15 protein-coding genes and 1 CRISPR repeat array are annotated in these 18,381 nt (G+C 55.0%); of the genes, 10 read left to right on the top strand and 5 right to left on the bottom strand.

Features of this window, described 5'->3' with window-relative positions; translation table 11 throughout:
* Nucleotides 1-600 carry a DedA family protein gene (locus tag ACTLLP_RS02580; RefSeq protein WP_441060455.1) on the bottom strand — a complete coding sequence of 200 codons (600 nt, stop codon included), beginning with the start codon at nucleotides 598-600 and terminating at the stop codon, nucleotides 1-3.
* A 7-nt stretch (nucleotides 601-607) separates the two neighbouring features.
* A complete protein-coding gene (locus ACTLLP_RS02575) occupies nucleotides 608-1,783 on the bottom strand; it encodes a DUF7986 domain-containing protein (RefSeq protein WP_441060453.1) in 1,176 nt (391 codons plus the stop codon).
* A 156-nt stretch (nucleotides 1,784-1,939) separates the two neighbouring features.
* On the opposite strand from ACTLLP_RS02575, the gene ACTLLP_RS02570 reads away from it, so the two are divergent.
* Together ACTLLP_RS02570 and ACTLLP_RS02565 are read left to right on the top strand one after the other, a co-directional pair.
* Nucleotides 1,940-2,653 (top strand): response regulator transcription factor, encoded by a 714-nt coding sequence (locus ACTLLP_RS02570; protein ID WP_441060451.1) that lies wholly within the window; start codon nucleotides 1,940-1,942, stop codon nucleotides 2,651-2,653.
* Entirely contained in the window at nucleotides 2,634-4,076 is a 1,443-nt protein-coding gene (locus ACTLLP_RS02565; protein ID WP_441060449.1) for a sensor histidine kinase, read from the top strand. Before ACTLLP_RS02570 ends, ACTLLP_RS02565 begins: the two co-directional genes overlap by 20 nt.
* Nucleotides 4,077-4,192: 116 nt before the next feature.
* Here the strand turns inward: ACTLLP_RS02565 and ACTLLP_RS02560 are convergent, their stop codons facing one another.
* Complete coding sequence (locus tag ACTLLP_RS02560) at nucleotides 4,193-4,699, bottom strand: Spy/CpxP family protein refolding chaperone (RefSeq protein ID WP_441060447.1); 507 nt, start codon at nucleotides 4,697-4,699, stop codon at nucleotides 4,193-4,195.
* 390 nt (nucleotides 4,700-5,089) lie between these two features.
* Here ACTLLP_RS02560 and ACTLLP_RS02555 point away from each other — a divergent pair, with 390 nt between their 5' ends.
* The 6 genes from ACTLLP_RS02555 to ACTLLP_RS02530 all read left to right on the top strand — a co-directional run bounded on the left by ACTLLP_RS02555 (nucleotide 5,090) and on the right by ACTLLP_RS02530 (nucleotide 13,464).
* Nucleotides 5,090-5,953, top strand: coding sequence for a zinc metalloprotease HtpX (locus ACTLLP_RS02555; RefSeq protein WP_441060446.1), 864 nt, complete (start codon nucleotides 5,090-5,092; stop codon nucleotides 5,951-5,953).
* Nucleotides 5,954-6,176: 223 nt separating this feature from the next.
* The gene (gene aprB, locus ACTLLP_RS02550) at nucleotides 6,177-6,617 is read left to right on the top strand and encodes an adenylyl-sulfate reductase subunit beta (protein WP_441060444.1); all 441 of its coding nucleotides are present in this window, start codon (nucleotides 6,177-6,179) and stop codon (nucleotides 6,615-6,617) included.
* Between the two features lie 20 nt (nucleotides 6,618-6,637).
* Complete coding sequence (gene aprA / locus ACTLLP_RS02545) at nucleotides 6,638-8,545, top strand: adenylyl-sulfate reductase subunit alpha (protein ID WP_441060442.1); 1,908 nt, start codon at nucleotides 6,638-6,640, stop codon at nucleotides 8,543-8,545.
* A 228-nt stretch (nucleotides 8,546-8,773) separates the two neighbouring features.
* Nucleotides 8,774-10,006: an NAD(P)-binding protein gene (locus tag ACTLLP_RS02540; protein WP_441060441.1), complete on the top strand. Its 1,233-nt coding sequence runs from the start codon at nucleotides 8,774-8,776 to the stop codon at nucleotides 10,004-10,006.
* Nucleotides 10,007-10,012: 6 nt separating this feature from the next.
* On the top strand, nucleotides 10,013-12,244 hold the full coding sequence (locus tag ACTLLP_RS02535) for a hydrogenase iron-sulfur subunit (RefSeq protein WP_441060439.1): 2,232 nt from the start codon (nucleotides 10,013-10,015) through the stop codon (nucleotides 12,242-12,244).
* A gap of 77 nt (nucleotides 12,245-12,321) precedes the next feature.
* Entirely contained in the window at nucleotides 12,322-13,464 is a 1,143-nt protein-coding gene (locus ACTLLP_RS02530; protein WP_441060438.1) for a 4Fe-4S dicluster domain-containing protein, read from the top strand.
* Between the two features lie 441 nt (nucleotides 13,465-13,905).
* Nucleotides 13,906-14,981: a CRISPR direct-repeat array (repeat unit 37 nt; unit sequence GTTGCAGAACCTTCCCCGACGACAAGGGGACTGAAAG).
* A 71-nt stretch (nucleotides 14,982-15,052) separates the two neighbouring features.
* Here ACTLLP_RS02530 and ACTLLP_RS02525 read toward each other — a convergent pair.
* Complete coding sequence (locus ACTLLP_RS02525) at nucleotides 15,053-15,385, bottom strand: transposase (protein WP_441060436.1); 333 nt, start codon at nucleotides 15,383-15,385, stop codon at nucleotides 15,053-15,055.
* Nucleotides 15,386-15,614: 229 nt separating this feature from the next.
* Between ACTLLP_RS02525 and ACTLLP_RS02520 the strand changes: the two genes are divergently transcribed.
* Both ACTLLP_RS02520 and ACTLLP_RS02515 read left to right on the top strand, forming a co-directional pair.
* Nucleotides 15,615-16,061 (top strand): Hsp20/alpha crystallin family protein, encoded by a 447-nt coding sequence (locus ACTLLP_RS02520; RefSeq protein ID WP_441060434.1) that lies wholly within the window; start codon nucleotides 15,615-15,617, stop codon nucleotides 16,059-16,061.
* Between the two features lie 179 nt (nucleotides 16,062-16,240).
* Nucleotides 16,241-17,254 (top strand): alpha-hydroxy-acid oxidizing protein, encoded by a 1,014-nt coding sequence (locus ACTLLP_RS02515; RefSeq protein ID WP_441060432.1) that lies wholly within the window; start codon nucleotides 16,241-16,243, stop codon nucleotides 17,252-17,254.
* 2 nt (nucleotides 17,255-17,256) lie between these two features.
* On the opposite strand, the gene ACTLLP_RS02510 is transcribed toward ACTLLP_RS02515, so the two are convergent.
* Nucleotides 17,257-18,372: a DUF444 family protein gene (locus ACTLLP_RS02510; protein WP_441060430.1), complete on the bottom strand. Its 1,116-nt coding sequence runs from the start codon at nucleotides 18,370-18,372 to the stop codon at nucleotides 17,257-17,259.
* Between the last annotated feature and the right edge of the window lie 9 nt (nucleotides 18,373-18,381).

The following is an 18,381-nucleotide window of genomic DNA, read 5'->3' as shown; positions in this document are numbered from 1 at the left end:
CTATCCCCTCCGTTTTTTATATTGCCGATACCACAAGATCAGCCCCGCCGCGAGAATTAATACCGCCACATCGTATTTATGCAGCCAGAGCTTAACTTCCTCCCAATGCTCCCCTAAACGCAGACCTAAATAGGTCAATAAAATACTCCAGGGAAGCGAACCCAAGAAGGTGTAGAGTAGAAAACGGCCCACATTCATGCGCGCGATCCCAGCGGGCAAAGAAATAAAGGTTCGAATCACAGGAAGCAAACGGGTGAAGAAAACCGTAGCTTCCCCATAACGGGCAAACCAGGCGTCGGCCAGAGCTAACTCCCGGGAGGAAACCCAGAAGTAGCCACCGTAGCGCTCCAGAAAAGGGCGCCCCCCCTTAAGGCCCAAATAGTAAGAAAGCAAAGAACCCGCCGTTCCACCCGCGGTTCCAGCGAAGACCGCTCCCCAAAAGCTTATCTTGCCCTGGTATACCAGGAACCCGCCAAAAGGAAGGATGACCTCGCTGGGCAAAGGGATATTGCAGCTCTCAATGGCCATTCCTATGGCTAGGCCCCAGTAGCCAGTAAGTGAGAGATAATGAACCAGGAGGTCAACTATCTTTTCCAGCATAGGCCCCCTACTCTAATCCCAAAGAGCGGCAGAGCAACCGGTATTTTACTGAAACGGAAGAGACCGAAACCCCATATTCATCCGCCACGCGCTGCTGATTAACGTTGCGGTTACCCTCCAGCCGGTGAATCGCGTACACCAAGGCGGCAGCCCAGACCGCCGTTTTACGAATGGTGGGACGGGCCAACAAACAAAACCGATGCCACAGCGCTAGCGCTCTGTCCACCTGAGGACCAGAGCCCCGCGCCTGCAAGTCCTGAGCTACCACGCGGGCTACCTCAGCATATTCCGGCCTTCCCCACACCGAATCCTCGGGATGTTCTTTCGCTTCCTCCTGATTGCGGAGCAACAGCAATCGCTGCAAGAGCTGCTCCTCCAACTGCACGAGCAATCGATCCAACTTCTCCCCCCAGGCCCCTTCCTGCTCAGCCCGCCTTTCGTCCCGACCAGAGCTAAGGAAGGAAGCCCAAGCCATTATCCGGTGAGAGCGCTCGCGCAGATAGTCCGACCAAGCAAAGCGCTTTTGCCCGCGCGCCTCCTTGTAAGCCTGGTAATCCTGGCCAATCCAAGATCGGATGACCGGTTTGGCTTCGGCGGCCAAAGAAAGAGCAGCCGTAGAAAACTCGTATTCTCCTCCCACCCGCAGCAGGCGCAAGTATAATATAGTTCCTTTGGTCAACTCCGAGCCCTTGGCAAAACCCCGAGCTATATATTTTTTCCCCCGCTTGAACAAGTCTTGCAGGAGGATTCTATCTTTGCCCACCGCCTTTATCTCGTAAAATGAATTGGGAGCCCGCCGCCAGTCCCGGATCAACTCCTGCTCCTCGCGAGTTAGCTCCTCCCGGTAAAGGCGCGAGAAGAGCTCCAGCACCGTGTGCTCCCCCGCCACCGGAAAATCGAAGATAAACCACTCGAAACAACGCTCCCCAACGAAGTCCTCGTCTAAAGAGAGCAGCGAACCGGCCAGTTCACTAAAATATAGGTGCTGGGCCCATACCGCCGCCTCCGTAAAGGCAGGGTGCTGGGCGAAGTGGCTAAGCTTGCGCTTAAGACCCTGAGCTAGCCGGGAAGCGCGGAGAGCTCCTATCTGGACCACCTTGCTGCCGCAGCAATCGATGTAAGGCTGTTGACTGCCACAAGGACAGGGCAGAAAGAGTCGCTCTTCTTTACTGATAATGGTCATGACCTCCTTGCCCCCTTGCCTTACCTTAATATATTCCCCCCCCAGTCGCCTTTTCCTGCTTCGTTTACAAAGTCATAACTGCCATCGCAAGCAAAAAGCGTTAAAATTTTAATAAGCAAAGGATTTTCTAAGGCGGGAATTAAGGAGGGGAGTTCGATGTCTCCCGTGTTCGATGGCATACGCATCCTGGTCGTAGACGACGAGCAGCGCATTCGGGAGATCTTGCGTAAATATCTGCTGGCTGAAGGCTTCAAGGTGGGAGAAGCCGCCGATGGCCAAGAAGCCATAGAGCAGGTGAACCAACAACCGTGGGATTTGATTATTCTGGATTTGATGCTACCAGGAAAGGACGGTTGGGAAGTGTGCCGGGAGATCCGCAAACACTCCCAGGTGCCCATCCTGATGCTGACTGCCCGGGGCGGTGAGGTGGATCGCGTTGTGGGACTGGAGCTGGGGGCCGACGATTATATCGTCAAACCCTTTAGCCCTCGCGAAGTGGTAGCCCGCGTTAAAGCAGTACTCCGACGCACCCGCGCTTTCCCCGATAACCAGCAGCGGCTGCAGTTAAGTGAACTCACCATTGAGCCCGAATCCCGCCGGGTCCTGATAGGAGATAAGCCACTATCACTCACTCCCAAAGAGTTTGATTTACTATTTACTATGGCGCGTTTTCCCGGTAGAGTCTTTCGCCGCGAGGAACTCCTAGATCTGGTCTGGGGCTACGATTTTTGCGGTGACAGCCGCACAGTTGATACCCACATCGCCCGCCTCAGGGAAAAACTCAGCCAGATGGGAAGCTCCTCGCTCATCGTCACCGTCTGGGGTGTAGGCTATAAGGTGGAGGCGCCTCATGCAAAGCATAGCGGTTAAACTGTGGCTTAGCATGTTGTTATTAATATCCTTGGTTCTAGGACTATTAGGACTCAGTCAAGCCCAAGTAATCAAGTGGAGCTACTACCGCTTCGAAACCCACCGCATGGTGGCCGAGGCGGAAAAACTAGCCGACCTCCTGGCTCAGGACGCTCCCCCCCAGGTGCTGAGGGATCGCGTAAGCTTCTTAAACCAGATGCTGCAAGCTAATGTGCTGGTGGTCAACGCTTCCGGGCGGGTGCAGCACTGGTGGGGAACTGGACGCTACTTTACCAAAGGGATGCTGGTAACAGGAGAGGATGTGAATAGTGTCCTGGCTGGCCAAGTGGTGCAGCGCGAAGGAAGTCGTCCCTCTCTGGAGGGCATTCGTTTTCTCTGGGTGGGAGTCCCTATCAGAACCGAGCAAGGAATCTCGGGAGGAGTTTTTATTTATGCTCCTATAGCTCCGCTGGAAGCTCGGGTCAAAGGACTGGAGATGACCCTCCTGCTGGCTTTGCTAAGCGGAGCCATGCTGGCCGGGATGCTTAGCCTTTTCGTGGCCCGCCATTTCAGCCGCCGCCTGGTAATCATTGAAAAGGTGGCTAAGGCCATGGCTGCCGGCAACTATGCGGCCCGCGCAATGGTAACCGGAGAAGACGAAGTGGCCCGCTTAGCCACTTCACTCAACCAATTGGCAGCCGAATTAGAAAAACACCTGAAAAAATTGCAACGCATGGATACTGCCCGCAGAGATTTCGTGGCGGCCGTATCCCACGAACTACGAACGCCTTTAAGCATCATCCAGGGTTACACCGAAGCCATCTTGGACGGCATGACCAACCCGGAAGAGACTAAGCAATACCTCCAAGCGGTACATGAGGAAGCAGAGCGCTTGAAGCGATTAACCGATGAACTCCTAGACTTACGCCGCCTGGAAACGGGAGTCATGGAGCTACAACGCGAATTGGTGGATCTGGCCGAGATAGCCGAGCAGGTGGCCTCTCGCTTCCGCCGGAACCAAAACCATAGCTTTAAGGTCGATATCCACCCCGTACCACCGATTTGGGGTGATGCCGATCGCTTGCGCCAGGTCGTTATCAATTTACTGGACAATGCCTTCCGTTTTACTCCTCCCGGTGGCGAAGTGAGCCTCAGCCTCCAACCGGTAGATAAGGGGGCGCTTTTGATGGTCAAGGACAACGGCCCAGGTATTCCCCCCGAAGAACTCCCCTTCATCTGGGAAAAGTTTTATCGCGGCGATAAATCTCGCACTCGCAGCACAGGAGGAAGCGGCTTAGGGCTGGCCCTTGTGAAGCAGATCGTGGAACTTCACGGAGGCAAAGTAGAGGCGGAAAGTCAGCTAGGAAAAGGGAGTTTCTTCCGCGTATTCGTACCAATTACCTCCTCAGGTACAGAAGAGAATCGAGTAGGAGGGAGCAGCTAACCCCGTCCTCCCACACCACCAGTTCACGGTACTGTATGACTTTCACTCTATGGACAACGCCCATACCGGGCACACAAAATAGAAGAGGGGCTTAAGCCCCTCTTCTATTTTGTGGGTTACAGCGATGGCCCTGGAGCCATCGGTGCCGCTCCACCCCGGGCCCCGCCGAATTCCTTTTTGGCCTCCCGCGGATTTTTGCGGTGGTCCTCCCGCCAGGACTGCAACTTTTGCCTCTGCTCCGGCGTCAGCAGGGCCTCCATTTTATCGCGGAGTTCGCGATCAGCCTGGCGCAGTTGATCCCGGATTTGCTTGATCTCTGCCAGCTTGGCTTTAATAGCCGCCTGATCCGGATTAACCTGCCAGCGCAGCTGCCGCAACTCAAAATTGGCGTCCATTAGCTTGATACGCAGATCGCGGGTCTGGTTGTAATTTTGCTGCTGCAAATCTCGTATCTGAGATAGCTGCTCTGGAGTCAAGCCAAGCGCCTGAACCAGGTTGAAGCGGCGTTCCGTGGTTCCTTGACTCCTGGCCTTGCCAGTCGCCGCCTGAGCCAGGATAGGCACGGCCACCGCCAGGATCAGCGCCAAGCTCAAAACCAGAAGGACTTTCCGGTTACGCCACATCTTCTCACCTCCTTTCACAAGGTTAGCTTACCGCGTAATTGTGACGTAATTATGGCGGAAAGCTTAAAACTTTATGACCAACAGCTATTCGAAGTGCAGGGCTTCAGACGGATTAAGCGCCACTGCCCGCCGCGCCGTATAATATCTGTAGCCCCTACCGCCATGCGAATGCCTATCTCTTTGACTCGCAGGGAACGCACCGGTATTTCAACCGCATCACGCACAACTTCTACAAGAAGCTCCCGTTCAACCGCATCGTGGTCTCCACCGGACACCTCTACCCCCTGATATCCCCGGGCATTCCCGGAGCACTTGCTTGCCTCGCCTATCTATGCCATAATTTTATGGAAAGCGCTCAATAAAGAACTGCGCTGGGAGGGATACCAAACCATGAACCGCGTGCGCATGGTGGTGTTGATGTCGCTGCTCACCGCCATTCTCGTTCTTATCGGCCGCTACGTAGGCGGCGCTGGAGGAGCTTTTTTCTTTTTTCTAATTGCACTAGCCATGAACTTTTTCAGCTACTATTACAGCGACAAAATAGCCCTGGCCATGACCCATTCGCGCCCGCTCAGCCGAGCCGAAGCTCCCGAGCTCTACGCCATCGTGGAAAGGCTCTGCCGGCGCGCCGAGCTGCCCCCACCCAGAATTTATCTTACCCCGTCATCTCAGCCCAACGCTTTCGCTACTGGCCGTAACCCGCAGCACGCCGCGGTGGCAGTGACTGAAGGTTTATTGCGCTACATGAACCAGACCGAACTCGAAGGGGTCCTTGCGCATGAGCTATCGCACATTAAAAATCGCGACACACTCATATCTACCATCGCCGCCACCCTAGCAGGAGCTATTACTTTTATCGCCAGCGTTATCAAATGGGGCTTTTTACTCGGCGGTTACCGCAGCGATGAAGAGGGAGGTTTTAACCCTATCGCCGCTCTGGTGCTGGCTCTAGTAGCGCCATTGGCCGCTCTCATTATTCAAATGGCCATCTCCCGAGCCGCCGAATTCCAAGCCGATGCTACCGGTGCCCGTATCGCAGGCCGGGCCGACGGGCTAATCAGCGCCCTGTTAAAGCTTGAGAAAGCAGCTCAGCAGATACCTATGGATGTAAATCCATCTGCTTCCCATATGTTCATCGTAAACCCCCTCCGGGGCCAAGTCCTGGCCTCGCTCTTTAGTACACACCCGCCCACCATTGAGCGGGTAAAAAGACTTCAAGCAATTCAGCGCAATTTGCACAATTTGGTGCGCTAGTGAGCCTTTGGTGCAAAATAACTCATAAAGGCTCGGTTAATCTTTAATTTTGATCGCTTGACATAGGTCATTGTCCTTGTTAAAATAACCACAAACACAAAGTCCGAGCTGCCAAGAACTAGCCTTGAGGAGGTGGTGATGAGGCGACTGTAAGGGCGCAATTTCTAGTTAGCCAGGTAACTAATGGAACCAAAGCGATTATGGTTGAAAAGGAGGTTGAGTCATGCCCGCCTATGTAATCACAGAGAAGTGCGATGGCTGCAAAGGTCAAGACAAAACAGCCTGCATGTACATCTGCCCCAATGACCTCATGGTGCTCGACAAGGAGCGTATGAAAGCCTATCAGCGCGACCCACAGATGTGCTGGGAGTGCCTGTGCTGCGGCAAGATCTGCCCCCAGCAAGCTATCGACCTGAGAGGTTACGCTGACTTCGTGCCCATGGGCTCCAAGTGCATCCCTCTCCGTGGTTCCCAGGACATCATGTGGACGGTGCAGTTCCGAGATGGTGAAATCAAGCGCTTTAAGTTCCCTATTCGCACCACTCCCGAGGGTTCTGCCCAGCCTGATGGTGGTTACGGCGTAGGCAAGGACGATCTGGACAGCATCTATCTTTTCACGGAGCCCGAATCCACCGGGGTTGACGTACCCACTCTAAAGAAGTAACGCAAAGGAGGTCAGGAAGAATGCCGGTACCGAATTTTGAAACGGTAGAAGTTACTACCGACCTCTTGATTCTAGGCGGCGGTATGGCCGGTTGTGGTGCCGCTGTGGAAGCTGCCCACTGGGCCAAGAAGCACGGCCTCAAGGTAACGGTGGTGGACAAAGCGGCCCTCGACCGGAGTGGCGCCGTGGCTATGGGTCTCTCCGCCATCAACCTTTACCTGAACATGAAGGGCGGCGAGCGGACACCGGAAGATTTTGTCCGCTACGTTCGCAACGACCTTATGGGAATCTGCCGCGAGGACGTGGTGTACAACATCGGGCGGCACGTAGACTCCACCGTTCACCTGTTTGAGAAGTGGGGACTACCCATCTGGCGTGACGAAGAGGGCAAGCCCATCCGCTCTGGCAACTGGCAGGTGATGATAAGCGGAGAGTCCTATAAGATCCTGGTAGCTGAGGCGGCCAAGAACGCGCTCAAGGAACTCGGTGACAAGGGCGAGATCTACGAGCGCGTATTCATTATGGAGCCGCTGCTCGACGGCGACCGGATCGCAGGCGCGGTGGGCTTTAGCACCCGCGAGTATAAGATCTACGTTTTTAAGGCTAAGGCCGTTCTCTGTAACATGGGTGGCGCGGTGCACGTGTTCCGTCCCCGCTCCCAGGGCGAAGGTTTCGGTCGTTCCTGGTATCCGCCGTTTAACTCCGGCGCCAGCCTCTACTTCACCACCCGTGCGGGCGCGGAGCAGACCTGCCAGGAAGTGCGTTTCATTCCTGTGCGCTTCAAAGACGCGTACGGCCCGGTGGGCGCGTGGTTCTTGCTCTTCAAGTCCCGCGCTACCACTACTACGGGCGAGGAGTACACCGTCACCCGCAAAAAAGAGCTCCAGCCGTGGGAGCCCTACGCTTCCGCTAAGCCTCTACCGGCCAACCTGCGTAACTACCAGGGAATGCTGGAGGTGTGGGAAGGCAAGGATCCGCTTCTGATGCGGACCGAAGAGGCTATCGCTAACCTAGCGGCAGCTTACAAAGACGACGAGAAGGCCTTCAAGAAGAAAATGAAGCAGCTGGAGAGCGAAGCATGGGAAGACTTCCTCGACATGACCATTGCCCAAGCCAACCTCTGGGCAGCCATGAACATCCGTCCGGAGCAAAAGCCGTCGGAGATCGCTGCTGCTGAGCCCTACTTCATCGGCTCCCACTCCGGCGCTTCTGGCGCTTGGGTTTCCGGTCCGGAGGATGTGCAGACCGAGGAGTCCAAGAAGGATTACTGCTGGGGCTACTGCAACATGACCACGGTAAAGGGTCTGTTCGCGGCCGGCGACGCTTCTGGCGCCTCCCCGCACAAGTTCTCTTCTGGCTCCTTCACCGAAGGTCGCATAGCTGCCAAGGCAGCCATCAAGTTTATTCTGGAGAACAACACCCAACCCAACGTGGACGCTGCCAAGGTGGAGGAATTCAAGAAGTGGGTGCTACGCCCCTTCGAAATTTTCGAGCAGCATAAAGACTACGCTACCACTCCGGAGGTCAACCCCAACTATATTGTGCCGCGGCAGTACCTCTTCCGCCTGCAGAAGATCATGGACGAGTACGCTGGCGGCTGGGGTTCCGCCTTCACCACCAACAAGTACAAATTGGAGCAGGCGCTGCAGCTCCTGCAGTGGCTGAAAGAGGACGGCGAAAAGATGATCGCGCGTGATCTGCACGAACTGATGCGGGTATGCGAGAACGTGCAGCGCACCGTGCAGGCGGAAGCGCACGTGCGGACCATGCTCTATCGGGAGGAGACCCGTTGGCCCGGTTACTACTACCGCACCGATTGCCCCAAGATGGACGAGCAGAACTGGAAGTGCTTCGTCAACCTGCGGTGGGACCCCAATTCGGGCGAGTGGTCTATCATCAAGCGTCCCGTCCACAATATCATTCCTTAGAGCTGATCGTCCCGCGGAAGCGGATAGGGAGTGGCAGTTTATTAGGCCACTCCCTTTTACTCTATGGCTATATTGCACTAAGACCCACTATCACTTTTTCCGGCTTCACAGCAGGAGAAAGGCTGGTTCACGTCGAATTTAACCTAAGCGAAAGGGCGCAATACTGCTTCTACAGAGGAGGAAATGTAATGCAAAGAGGGACGGTGATAAGACGTGGGTAGCCAAAATGTGCTGGTAGTAGGCGGCGGTATTAGCGGTATCACCGCTGCCGTCGAAGTGGCCGAAGCCAGCCAGGCAGAGGTCTACCTGGTAGAAAAACGCCCCTACCTGGGCGGAAGGGTGACCCAGTTAAATCAGTATTTCCCAAAACTATGCCCCCCAAACTGCGGCCTAGAAATTAACTTCAAACGCATCAAAAACAACCCCCGCATCCACGTTTACACCCTGTCGCAGGTAGAAGAAGTTAAGGGCGAAGAAGGCAATTTCGAGGTCAAGGTAAAGGTAAATCCTCGCTACGTCAACGCTACCTGTACCGCTTGTGGCAAATGCGTGGAAGTGTGTCCAGCTGAAAGGCCAAACGAGTTCAACTACAACATGGATACTACCAAAGCCATTTATCTTCCCCACATATTCGCTTTCCCCTATAAATATGTTATAGATATGGGGGCCTGCCGAGGAACTTCCTGCAATAAGTGCGCGGAGGTATGTCCTGTTAACGCCGTGGACCTTAACATGCAGCCAGAAACTATCACCTTGCAGGTGGGGGCCATAATCTGGGCTACCGGCTGGGACCCCTACGACGTAACCAAATTAGAACAGTACGGTTCGGGTCAATTCTCCAACGTTATCAACAATGTCATGATGGAGAGAATGGCCAGCAAGGATGGCCCCACTAACGGGCAGATTTTGCGCCCTTCCGATGGCCAAGCTCCGAAGCGAATCGCCTTTGTGCAATGCGCGGGTTCGCGCGATCAAAACCATCTTCCCTACTGCTCTACGATCTGCTGCCTAGCCTCGCTCAAGCAGGCCCTGTATGTCAAAGAGCGCGACCCCGAAGCTGAGGTAACCTTCTTCTTCATTGACATCCGGGCGCTGGGGCGCTACGAAGATTTCTACCTCCGGGCCAAAAACGAAGCCAACATCAAGTTTGTAAAGGGCAAGGTGGGAGAGATAAGCGAAGACCCTGCCACCAAGAACTTGATCCTAAAGGTGGAAGATCAGAGCGAAGGGCAGATTCTAGAAGAACCCTTCGACCTGGTGGTGTTAGCCACCGGCATGATGCCCACCGCTCGCGTCAACCCACCACCAAGCGCTCCTTTAGATAACGACGGGTTTGTGCTAAACCAGACGCCGGGGATCTACGGTGCCGGTTGCGCGGTTAGACCGGTGGAAGTGGCCGCTGCCGTGCAAGAAGCTACCGCGGCCGCCCTGCGGGCGCTTCAGTCCATAAGGGGGAGGTAAGTTGCTGTGGCGAAAAAAGTAGCCGTTTATCTCTGTTCCGGATGCAACCTGGGCGAAAGCTTAAATATGGAGGCTTTAGCCAAAGTAGCCAGCAAGGAGTACAAAATTGAGATCGTCAAGACTCATTCCACGCTTTGTTCTGCCGAAGGGCGCCACCTCATTCAAGAAGATATCGAAAAAGAGGGCGTAGATGGCGTAGTAATAGCCGGGTGCTCTCCACGGGTTAACACCGAAGTTTTCGACTTCGGCCCCAACGTGATCGTAGAAAGAGTTAACCTGCGGGAACAAGGCATCTGGGCTCACCCTCCGGGAGACGAAGACACCCAGATGCTAGCCGAAGACCAGCTTCGCATGAGCATCGTCAAGGCCAAAGACGCCCAGCTCCCCGACCCCTATAAACCGGAGGAAGAAATAAGCAAAACCATTATGGTCATAGGGGGAGGTTTAGCAGGGCTGACGGCGGCCCTAGAGTCGGCCAAAGCTGGCTACCCTGTAATCTTGGTGGAAAAGAACGAGCAATTGGGTGGCTGGGCGGCCGGGCTTTACAAGCAGGTAACCCTGAACCCCCCTTACAATCGCTTGGAAGAACCGGATATTAGAAAGCGCATTGAGGCTGCGGAGTCTAACCCTAACATTAAAATTTACACTGGGGCTAAGGTAGAAAAAATAACCGGAGGCCCTGGCCTTTTCGACGCCACCATTCAAACTAAGGGAAACGTGGTAACCGAACGGGTAGGAGCCATCGTTTTAGCGACCGGCGCGATTCCCTACGATGCCAGCAAGCTAGAGCATTTGGGGTATGGCCGATTCCCCAACGTTATCACCACCGATGCGCTGGAGGCTATGGCCCGGCAAGGTAAGCTGACTCGTCCCTCCGATGGCAAGCCGGCTAAGAATATCGCCTTTATCCTATGCGCCGGCTCCCGCGATCCGGAGCATCTCCCCTATTGCTCGGCCAGTTGTTGCGTCGACTCCTTGCGCCAAGCCCTTTACATCAAAGAAATGGACCCCGATGCAGCGGTATACATCTTCTATCGGGATCTACGAGCTCCGGGCCAGCACGAGTACCTCTACCAGAGGGTACAGGAAGAAGGGGTCGTCTTCTTCCGCAGCGACCACACTTCAATCGACGGGGACAGCCAGCGTCTCGTAATCCAGGCCAAGGACTTGCTAGTCAACGAAGACGTAATTGTGGAAGATCTAGATCTGGTGGTGCTGGCTACCGGTATGGTACCGACCACAGCGCTGGGCGAGATGATCGTGGTAGGCGCAGAAGAAGAGGAAAAGAGCAAGAAAGAAGACGAACCGGTGGTGCGCCCCGATATCTACTTCAATTGCGACTTGTTGAACCTAGAATACCGGCAAGGACCCGAGCTCCCGACCCTTAAATATGGCTTCCCCGACTCGCACTTCATTTGCTTCCCCTACGAAACCAGGCGCACAGGCATCTACGCGGCTGGCACGGTGCGAGCTCCTATGGATATGCGCACCACCATCGTAGATGCTACTGGCGCAGCCTTAAAAGCTATTCAATGTGTGGAGCTCACTGCCCAAGGGATGGCCGTGCATCCTCGCTCGCTGGACACCTCCTATCCCGAATTCAATCTTAGCCAATGCACTCAGTGTAAGCGCTGCACGGTGGAATGTCCATTTGGTGCCATCAACGAGGACGAAAAAGCCAACCCGCTTCCCAACCCGACCCGCTGCCGCCGTTGCGCTACTTGCATGGGTGCTTGCCCGCAGCGGGCCATATCCTTCAAGAATTACAACGTCAACATGCTCGGAAACATGGTCAAAGCCATCGAAGTGCCGGAGGAGGATGAAGAAAAGCCCAGGATCGTGGTCTTTGCTTGCGAAAACGACGCCTACCCCGCTCTGGATATGGCAGGCAGCAAAGGCCTGCAACTAAGCCCGTGGATCCGAGTGATTCCTTTGCGGTGCCTGGGCTCGATGAACCTCATCTGGGTAGCCGATGCTCTGGCTAAGGGCATCGATGGCGTGCTGCTTCTGGGCTGCAAGCACGGTGAGGATTACCAGTGCCATTTTGTCAAGGGAAGCGAACTTTGCAATTACCGCCTCTCCAAAATCAAGGAAACACTGGATCGCCTGGCGCTGGAATCGGATCGGGTGCGCATGGTTCAGGTAGAGATTATGGATTATCACAAGCTACCCGAAATCATTGATGATTTCGCCAAGCGCTTGGAAGAAGTCGGACCCAACCCTTACAAGGGCTTCTAAGGGCGCAATAGGATGCCTGCCGGTGCTTGCCCGGCGGGTATCCCGCCCTAAATACGCGATAACGGGAGGGAAAACGTGTGGCGGTAAAGGTAAGTGCTGACTTTTACCGGAAGCTCAAGAAGTACGGGGGGCAATCGGCCACCCAATGCTTCCACTGCGGCAACTGCACCGTGGTGTGTCCGCTATCCACCAATGATTACCAGTTTCCGCGCCGCTTCATGCGCTACGTCCAACTGGGCATGGAGGATAAGATCAAGCAGTCCATCGAGCCCTGGCTGTGCTACTATTGCGGTGACTGCCAGCGTCTATGTCCGCGCCAGGCTAACCCAGGTGAGGTTATGATGGCCCTGCGCCGCTATCTCACCACCACTTACGACTGGACAGGACTGGGGCGCCGGCTCTACACTTCTACTTTTTGGAAGCTGTTTTCTGTAGGCTTGCTCTTCGCCATCACCCTATGGGTGGTCTACACTTTCGGTGGCCCAATGGTCACCGACCATGTAGAACTAGCAACCTTCGCCCCTAACCACACGGTTCACATCGTAGGTATCATCTTTGGTACGGTGTTGGCGGTGCTGCTGCTGTCCAATGTTTACCGCATGTACAAGACAATTATGGGGCAGTACCAAGTCTCTTTACCTGCCGGGGTGTATATAGAAGAGCTGAAAACTTTACTTTGGCATTTCTTCAGCCAGATTCGCTTCCGGATGTGCACCGACAAGAGCCGCTGGATTAAACATTGGTTGCTGATGTCAGGCTACTTCGTCGCTTTCATGCTGGTGAACGTAGATATAATAACCCACTGGTCGCTTACCAACAACCCACCTCCTTGGTACAGCTTCCCTAAGCTGTTGTGGACTTACGCAACCTTCGCCATGCTTTATGCTACCACGGAGGCAATCATTGGGCGACTCCGGAAAAAAGATCCTATCCACCAGTTTTCACACTCCACTGACTGGATGTTCTTACTATTACTATGGCCTACCATCTTCACCGGCTTACTGGTTCGGATTTTCATGGAAGCCAATTTGCCGCTTCCCACCTATCACGCTTTCGCTTTTCACCTAGCCTTCACCGTGCCTCTGCTAGCATTGGAGGTTCCCTTCGCCAAGTGGTCGCACCTGGCTTACCGTCCTTTCGCCCTTTATTTCATCCGCTTGAGGGAGCGCGCGCAGATCACGGGTCAAACTCAGGTAGCAGCTGAAGCGCAAAGCGCTTAAAAGTACCCTATCTTCGCCATCTTCGCCGGGCTGCCCCAAAAGTGAAGCGGGGCAGCCTTTTCTTTTTACCCTGAACAACACAGCAAACCATTTGTTTGGGGCTTAAAAAAGTTTCTAAGGAAACAAAATAAATTCTAAGTTTGGGCCCGGGAAAAAGAAGGAATTTTGCCCGTCATGTAGAATTGGCTTAGGGAGTGGCAGGTGAATTTTTCGAAAATGGGGTGGTTTTGTTCCAGTTTATGGCAAGGAAATAGGAGTGCTGAAAGGGGGTAGAAGGCTGGAGTCCTTGGGAGAGAAGGGTTTTAGGTGCCAGCAAATTTTCGAAAGAGAGCGGGGTTTTCGTGCAAGAAGGTCATTTTCGAAAAATCGGTTCTCTTGGAAAAGGCAGCAGGCAGCCAGAACCCTTGGGGTACAAGGACGGACAGCAGGAAGCCACGGTGAGTTGCAGAACCTTCCCCGACGACAAGGGGACTGAAAGGAGGGTGTCGCGCAGCCTGCGTACCAGGCTGTGCATGGGGTTGCAGAACCTTCCCCGACGACAAGGGGACTGAAAGTCCTTCTACCCCGACCCGGTGTAACGAGGGAGGAACGGGTTGCAGAACCTTCCCCGACGACAAGGGGACTGAAAGCCATGAACGACTACGAGGCCAGGGTGTGGGGAGAAGTTGCAGAACCTTCCCCGACGACAAGGGGACTGAAAGATCGACGCCGGGGCGGAGGACGCGAAGGTAATCGAGCCGTTGCAGAACCTTCCCCGACGACAAGGGGACTGAAAGGGCCATAGCCTCGCTCAGGGCCTCCCGAAGCCACACCTCGTTGCAGAACCTTCCCCGACGACAAGGGGACTGAAAGTGGGGCAAGTGAAGAGCTGCGGCCAGTTTGTTTATAGTTGCAGAACCTTCCCCGACGACAAGGGGACTGAAAGTGACGAAGCGGCGCCGGAGGTTCAGGAGGCAGCAGAGGTTGCAGAACCTTCCCCGACGACAAGGGGACTGAAAGTGTACCTCTCGTACTTGCCCTTGAACTCCGGCGGGTGTTGCAGAACCTTCCCCGACGACAAGGGGACTGAAAGGCGCAGGGCACGCCGGTTGAACTTAACCCAGGTGGGTTGCAGAACCTTCCCCGACGACAAGGGGACTGAAAGACTCCGGTGTTGGAAGCGCAGTTACAGGAACACTGCCGAGTTGCAGAACCTTCCCCGACGACAAGGGGACTGAAAGGGCACAAATCCACCGCGAAGTAATCCTCACTGACGGCGTTGCAGAACCTTCCCCGACGACAAGGGGACTGAAAGCGTCAGGGCGAAGAGTTCTTCCTCCAGCGCGAACCGGTAGTTGCAGAACCTTCCCCGACGACAAGGGGACTGAAAGACGTCGCCACGCCGCTCAACAACACCTTTCCCCGCAAGGTTGCAGAACCTTCCCCGACGACAAGGGGACTGAAAGCAAGTGCAGCCATTGCCTCCAGGGTGGCGATCAGGGTTGCAGAACCTTCCCCGACGACAAGGGGACTGAAAGGCGCCACCAGCCGGCACACGCCGAATCCTGTTAAATAGAGGTTGAGGCGCACAACGCCAGATATTACGGCTCTAGGTCAAGAAGTGTAGAGAGGAGATTAGCCAAGCCAAGGGAAGAAAAGCCAAGAGCGTCTTTCGCACATAGACCCTGCGGTTCCGAAAACCGTAACTTATCCGCTTGGAGAGCTTGATCTTAGTTTTGAAGTCGATGCACACCGCCTTGATGCGCCTGCGCACCGAAGCCGGCAGCTCCTTCAAAAACTTCTCCAGCGTCTTGAGCCGGTCATCCGGTAAGATGGCGATAAGCCTTCGCTCGGGCCACACGCAGGTAATGGTGATCATCATGTCCTGACCCCTGAAACTGTGCTCGTCTATGCTTAAAGCCAAAGCCGGTAGATAATCCATCCTTGCAGTCCCAGAAATTCCGCTATAGACTGTTTCATAGGCGGTCGAGAGCCTCCTTTGGGGTTGTGGTGTGTAAAACTATTATCCCTTGGCTCTTAGGCTGCCTCCTCCTTCTTGCTCCCCACTTTTTAGCTTAGAGCCCGATATTGCTTGTATACAGGTTCCAATTTGTGGTATACTATTTGTGCCAAACATTCAAACTATCCGGACAGCAAGGGAGGTTGAGAGGATGGATCGTCCAGTACCGTGGGACCCATGGCGCGAGCTTCAAGACTTGGAAGACTCAATCAACCGTCTTATGGGTCGTCTTACCCGACCCTTCAGGGGTGACAAGCGGCGGTTGGTTCTCTGGTTCCCGGCGGTGGATGTGCTGGAAGAAGGTAATAACATCGTGTTGCGAGCCGACCTCCCCGGGGTGAGCAAAGAAAACGTGCGCATCCTAGTCAGCAGCGACGAAGTTACCATAACCGGCGAAGTAAGGCGAGAAGAAGAGGTGAAGGAGAAAAACTATTACCGTAGCGAAAGAGCTTACGGCAGTTTCTCGCGCACCATTCCCCTACCGGTGCCGGTGGAGCGGGAAAAAGCTAAGGCCACCTTTAAAGACGGGGTGCTGGAGATTGTGATCCCCAAAGCCGCTGGCCCCGGACCCAATCAAGTGGAAATCAAGCCCGAATAGAAGTGCACAGTTACCCAAGACAGCGTCCGGTAGAAGACATTCACCGGACGCTTTTTGTCGGCAGGAATCGGGACTGAGCGCGCGAATTTTAAACCCTTGAGAAGGCCGGCCGTGATGGCTCTCAACGCCGAAATAAACTTCTATTTCCTACAAAACACCACAGAAAGGAGACTGAAACTTTGGATCTCAGTGAAATACGCGAGAACGCGCGCGCCCGCCTAAAAGGTTATTGCCGCGTCTGCCCGGTCTGCGATGGCCGAGCCTGTGCGGGTGAAGTTCCGGGCATGGGAGGAGTAGGCAGTGGAGCCAGTTTCCGCGCCAACCTGGCTGCGCTAGCCCGCTATCGCTTAAACCTCCGCACCATTCACGGCGCTACCGACCCGGACACCTCCCTGACTCTCTTCGGCCTGAAGCTCCAGACCCCCATTCTCGCCGCTCCCATAACCGGCACCACTTACAATATGGGAGGAGCTCTCAGCGAACGGGAATTTATCGGCGCGGTGATTGGTGGAAGCAAAAGGGCTGGCTCCCTGGGATATTCGGGCGACGGTGCCGACCCCACTATGTTCGACTCCGGCCTGGCCGCTATCCAGGAAGAAGGAGGCTGGGGCATACCCATAATCAAGCCTCGCGCTCAGGAAGCCATTATAGAGCGCCTCCGCCGCGCCGAAGCAGTCGGAGCCCCGGCGGTGGGGGTGGACATAGACGGTGCTGGGCTTATCACCATGGCCCTTAAAGGCCAACCAGTTGGCCCCAAAACGGTGCAGCAGCTACAAGAGCTCGTTCGCTCCACCCGCCTCCCTTTCATCCTAAAGGGCATTATGACGGTAGAGGAGGCCAGATTAGCCGTAGAAGCCGGCGCGGCCGCCATCGTGGTCTCCAACCATGGTGGTCGGATTCTGGATCATACCCCGGGAGTGGCCGAAGTGCTCCCCGAAATAGCCCAAGCGGTGGGAGAGCAGATCTTGATTCTAGCCGACGGAGGGGTGCGCTCCGGAGTGGACGCCCTCAAGTTGTTGGCACTAGGAGCCAAAGCGGTGCTGGTGGGACGCCCCATAGTCGTCGGGGCCTTTGGCGGAGGAAGCGAGGGAGTCAAATTGATACTGGAGCAGATGACTTCCGAACTCCGCCAGGCCATGATTTTAACCGGTTGTGCCAACCTTAACGCTGTTGGGCTCCATCTCCTCCGTTGAGCTTAAGTGCGGGCAAAAAAAGTCTTGAGAGCGTGGTAAACATCACGCCGCTCCCGCAAGGTTACCACCACGAGATGAGGATGCCTTAAACCCTGGTACACGGACTTTAGAGTGTGGGGATAAAAGTAGGGTCCCTCGATTTCACCGTAACCGACCAGGTTAGCCAGTTCAGCGAGTCGCCCAATTAACTCCAAGCAGCGTTCGTTATCAGCGGGCAAGTTATCACCGTCGGAAAAATGGAAGGCATAAATGTTGCACTCTTCAGGGGGATAGCGCCGAGCGATAATTTCCAAGGCCAGCTCGTAAACCGAAGAACAGCGCGTTCCTCCGCTCTCCCCCTTGCGAAAAAATTCCGTGGGAGTAGTTTCTTTGGCTTCAGTATGATGTGCAAGATAGACTATCTCCACGTTGTTATGGTAGCGAGTTTCCAGAAAGCGTACCATCCAGAAGAAAAAACTGCGGGCCAGGTATTTCTCCAAAGGTCCCATTGACCCTGAGGTGTCAAGCATTGCCAGCACCACCGCCCGTGGCTCCGACGCCGTCGAGGTACGAAGGCAACGGTAACACAAATCCTCCGCCCTCAGCGAGAACTCTCCTTGCTCCCCTTGCCTGGCCCTCCGCCGCAAAGCCCGAAGTAGGGTGCGACGCCGATCCAAGCAACCACTCGGCCCGTAAGTTCGCAAATCGCTCCAAACCTCCGCTCGCGCCTCAGCCGTTCTTCCTTTGCCCTGGTAACGCGGCAAGGATAATTCTTTCATCGCTATCTCTAAAGTTTCTTCCAGGCTGATATCCGCCTCCGAGTAATCACAGCCTGGCTCCCCCCCTGCTCCTCCGCGAATTCCCGTACCCGATAGCACCGAGACTTCGGGAACTCCGGCCTCCTCCCCAGCGACCACCAGCATTTCCGACTGCGAGGAGAAACGGAAACGAAATTCTTTCACCAGCGGTAGCGGAACTCGCACTTTTTGCCGGTCGCCGGACAGGACAAAGTTTTCCTCGGTTATTAGCTCCGGTAGGCGCTGCGCAATCAGCTGTCTGATTTTTTCCCGGTGCCGCCTGGCATCCACTTCCGCTCGAAGATAAAGAGCGTCGCTTGCAGGGAAAACCCGAGACTCCATTGACACCCT

This window comes from Desulfothermobacter acidiphilus, from assembly GCF_052073645.1.
GTDB classification, from domain to species: Bacteria; Bacillota; Desulfotomaculia; order Desulfotomaculales; family Ammonificaceae; genus Desulfothermobacter; species Desulfothermobacter acidiphilus.
This window is presented reverse-complemented; position numbering and strand designations above follow the sequence as displayed.